The sequence below is a fragment of the Mesorhizobium sp. M7A.F.Ca.CA.004.12.1.1 genome (assembly GCF_003997835.1).
GTDB lineage: Bacteria > Pseudomonadota > Alphaproteobacteria > Rhizobiales > Rhizobiaceae > Mesorhizobium.
Window position 1 is genome coordinate 1 of the sequence record NZ_RZRK01000642.1, and the last position, 3,582, is coordinate 3,582.

The window sequence follows — 3,582 nt, forward strand, 5'->3', positions numbered from 1 at the left end:
CATGCCCTGCGCCGCATAGTCCGATGGCGCCTTGAAGCTGACGAAGGCATTCTCATCCTCGTCAAGCGTGACGAAGTTCTCGGGATCGAGCAAGTCCTCGGTGACCACGACAAGCGGCAGCGCCTGGCGTAGCCGCCCTTTTTCGGCACGCAGTCCGTGCTGCCAGCGGTTCTCGAAATAGACCAGTGCCGCCGCATGCTCCGATCGGTGAGGACCATCATAGAGGCCGAAATTCAGGCCGGTGGTGATGGTGCTGCCGTCGAAATTGTCGACGCCGTCTAGATAGACCTCGAAATTCCAGCCGTAGGATTCATGCAGGCCGCTGCCGACGAATTCGCCGCCCAGGCCGGATCGCAGCATGATCGCCGCGCTCTGGATGGCATTGGCGCCGAGAATGAAGAGATCGCCGCTGACCTGGTATTCCTTGCCGTCATGGCGGAACGTGACCGAACGGACAGCGCCGCCGACGTGATCGAGCCGGCGGACTTCCGCACCGAGGCAGACCGAGACGTCGGGATGCTCGAAGACGTGCATCAACCCGTTGTTGACGGTGAATTTGGCGTCGACCGGGCACAGCCAGCAACGCAGATTGGCACAGCACGAGGTGCGTTGTGATGTCGGCAGCCGCGCCCGCGCGGTTGGCATGACAAAGTGCTGGCCGGGCTGCGCCGCCTTCATCATCCTGTCCGGTGTCGACATGCGATGCGGCGGTTGCGGAAACGGCTTCGAGCGGGGCAGCATCGCCGCCATGTCGGGATCGCCGGAGATCGACATGATGTCTTCCGCGTCGCAATAGAACGGCTCGACGTCGTCATAGCTGATCGGCCAGTCATTGCCGATACCGTAGGTGCTTTTCAGCCGGAAATCATTGGGATGAAATCTTGGCGTCTGCGCGAACCAGCAGTTCGTCCCGCCACCCAGTCCGATCGTGTAGTTCCACGGCTTGTTGGAATTGGTCTTATAGGTCGTTTCGTCTTCGATGTCGGTGTTGACGTTCTGCTCGAGCTGCCATTCATGGGTGTTGTGGCGCCCCCACTCCAGCACCAGAATGCGTGCCTTTCGGCGCTTGGCGAACTCGTGCAGGAAGAAGGCCGAACCGAAGCCGGAACCGATCGCTACGAGATCGAAATGATCCTTGGTGATTTGCTCCGGCTTTACGTCCAGCACCATCGGCTACAACTCCACACAGAAATACGCGCTCAGTCCCAGCGCCCGCAGGCCATGTGCGGACCGGTCTTGCATCCGTCTGCCAGGGCCTGGTCTCATGCCGCCATTCTGCCGATCGAGTGATATTCGATGCCGTGGCGGGCGATGACCTTGGGGTCATAGAGGTTGCGGCCGTCGAAGATGACCGGCGTAATCAGCGCATCCTTCACAGCGTCGAAAGACGGCGCGCGAAAGCTCTTCCATTCCGTGGCGATCAGCAGCGCATCGGCACCGCGCAGCGCCGCCTCCTTGGTGCCGCACAGAAGCAGGTCGTCGCGCAGCCCGTAGATGGCCTGGCATTCCTGCATCGCCTCGGGATCATAGGCCTGCACATTGGCGCCGGCCTTCCAGAGCGCTTCCATCAGGACGCGCGCCGGCGCCTCACGCATGTCGTCGGTGTTGGGCTTGAAGGCCAGGCCCCAGAGCGCAAAGGTCTTGCCTTTGAGGTTGCCCTTGAAATAGCGGTCCACCTTGTCGAAGAGAACCGATTTCTGTGCGTTGTTGCGCTCCTCGACGGCACGCAGCAGCTTGGCGTCGAATTTGACGCCTTCGGCGGTCTTGATCAGCGCCCGCACGTCCTTGGGGAAGCACGAACCGCCATAACCCAGACCCGGATAGATGAAATGGTAGCCGATTCGGGGATCGCTGCCGATGCCCTTGCGGACCTCCTCGATGTCGGCGCCGAGCTGTTCGGCCAAATTGGCCATCTCGTTCATGAAGCTGATCTTGGTCGCCAGCATACAGTTGGCGGCATATTTGGTGAATTCGGCGCTGCGCACGTCCATCACGATCATCTTCTCGTGGTTGCGGTTGAACGGCGCGTAGAGTTCGCGCATCACAGCCTCGGTGTCCTCGCTGTCGGTGCCGACGATGATGCGGTCCGGCTTCATGCAATCGGCGACCGCGGACCCCTCCTTGAGGAACTCGGGATTCGAAGCGACATCGAAAGCCAGGTCCTCGCGGCCTCTTTTCTTCAACGTGTCGGCAATCCTGGCCTTCACCTTTTCGCAGGTGCCGACCGGCACCGTAGACTTGCCGACGACGATCTTGGGTTTGTCCATTTCGCGGCCGATGGTCTCGGCGACGGCCAGCACATATTTGAGATCGGCCGAGCCGTCCTCGCCCGGCGGCGTGCCGACCGCGATCATCTGGATCTCGCCATGCCTGACAGCGGCGGCGGCATCGGTGGTGAACTTGATGCGGCCGGCAGCATGGTTTTCCTTAACGAGGTTTTCCAAACCGGGTTCGAAAATGGGAACCAGGCCCTGGTTGAGCCGCTCGACCTTGGCGGCGTCGATGTCGACGCACACCACCTGATGCCCGACTTCGGCAAGGACCGCAGCCTGCACGAGGCCGACATAGCCAATTCCAAACACCGTCAAATTCATTCGGTTTCATTCCCATGCAAGGCAGCGGACCGTTTTCGGTCCCGCCGGTTCAAATCGACTTTCCCAACTACTTTACACTGCATGCCAGCGATTCCGGAAATTGACAGGGTTCGCCGAGCGCCGTGAAGGCAACCCGCTCGATCTGCAGGGAAAGCTTGCGGCCCGGATCCGCGAACGCTCCCATCCAACCCTTCATCGTATCGCTGCCCCAAAAGCTGAAGAATATCTTCTGTGCATGGCTGGGCAGCTTCGCCGGGTCGGTAATCGTGTTCACCAGCTGGCCGTTGACGTACCATCGCAAGCTGTCCTTCTGCCAGACGAAGGCGTAGTCGTTGAAGGCGTTCTCCGTGCCGCCCGGCACGTCGACCAGCTTCTCGTTCTTGCCCTTGCCCGCGATATAGGCATTGACCTGCACCTTGGAGGTGTCCTTGGTCAGCACCTCGAAGTCGATCTCGTCCCAGGGCTGCTTGTCGCTGGGACCGATATAGGTGAAGAACGCCGCGTTAAGGCCGGAGCCGGTATCGGTCTTCAGCCGTGCCTCATAGGTGCCGTAGCCGAAGCGCTGCTTGGTCTGGATCTCGCCGCAGACGTAGTCGCGATCCTTCAGCGTCTGCTTTTCGAAGCCGAGCGAAAGCACATTATTCGACAGTTCGACCATGCCTTTCGACCAGGTGCAATTCTGATGGCTGCCGTTGTTCCAGCCGTCGGAAACATACCAGCGCGCACGATCGAAGCTTTTGAAATCATCGACGAAGGACGGCGATGTCGGAATGTCCTGGGCGTAGGAAGGGGTTGCCGGGAAACCGCCGAGAGCAGCCAGCAGCAACGCACCGAGCGACCCCAGCCGTCGCCAGGCGGCTTGTCCGGTCCGATATGCGAGAGGCGGCGCGTCAATTGCCGTCGTAGGTTTCGGATTCGACTTCATATCAAACTCACCTTTGCGCTGTGTGTCCCCAACCCAAAGTCGACGTGCGAACCGCTCCTGAAC

At 60.5% G+C, this 3,582-nt stretch carries 3 protein-coding genes; all 3 read right to left on the bottom strand.

The genetic code is table 11. The features are described 5' to 3' along the window. Positions 1-1,170, bottom strand: a 1,170-nt coding sequence (locus EN984_RS26780) for a GMC family oxidoreductase (protein WP_164765664.1), incomplete at its 3' end; no start/stop codon positions are given. A gap of 92 nt (positions 1,171-1,262) precedes the next feature. Continuing rightward, positions 1,263-2,594, bottom strand: a complete 1,332-nt coding sequence (locus EN984_RS26785) for a UDP-glucose/GDP-mannose dehydrogenase family protein (RefSeq protein ID WP_127267657.1) — start codon at positions 2,592-2,594, stop codon at positions 1,263-1,265. A 67-nt stretch (positions 2,595-2,661) separates the two neighbouring features. Next, on the bottom strand, positions 2,662-3,519 hold the full coding sequence (locus EN984_RS26790; RefSeq protein ID WP_127267658.1) for a family 16 glycosylhydrolase: 858 nt from the start codon (positions 3,517-3,519) through the stop codon (positions 2,662-2,664). Positions 3,520-3,582: the final 63 nt, after the last annotated feature.

Bases quoted from the DNA above. Each gene is read 5' to 3' on its own strand.
- EN984_RS26790 (WP_127267658.1), bottom strand. From the start codon at position 3,519: ATGAAGTCGAATCCGAAACCTACGACGGCAATTGACGCGCCGCCTCTC.
- EN984_RS26785 (WP_127267657.1), bottom strand. From the start codon at position 2,594: ATGAATTTGACGGTGTTTGGAATTGGCTATGTCGGCCTCGTGCAGGCT.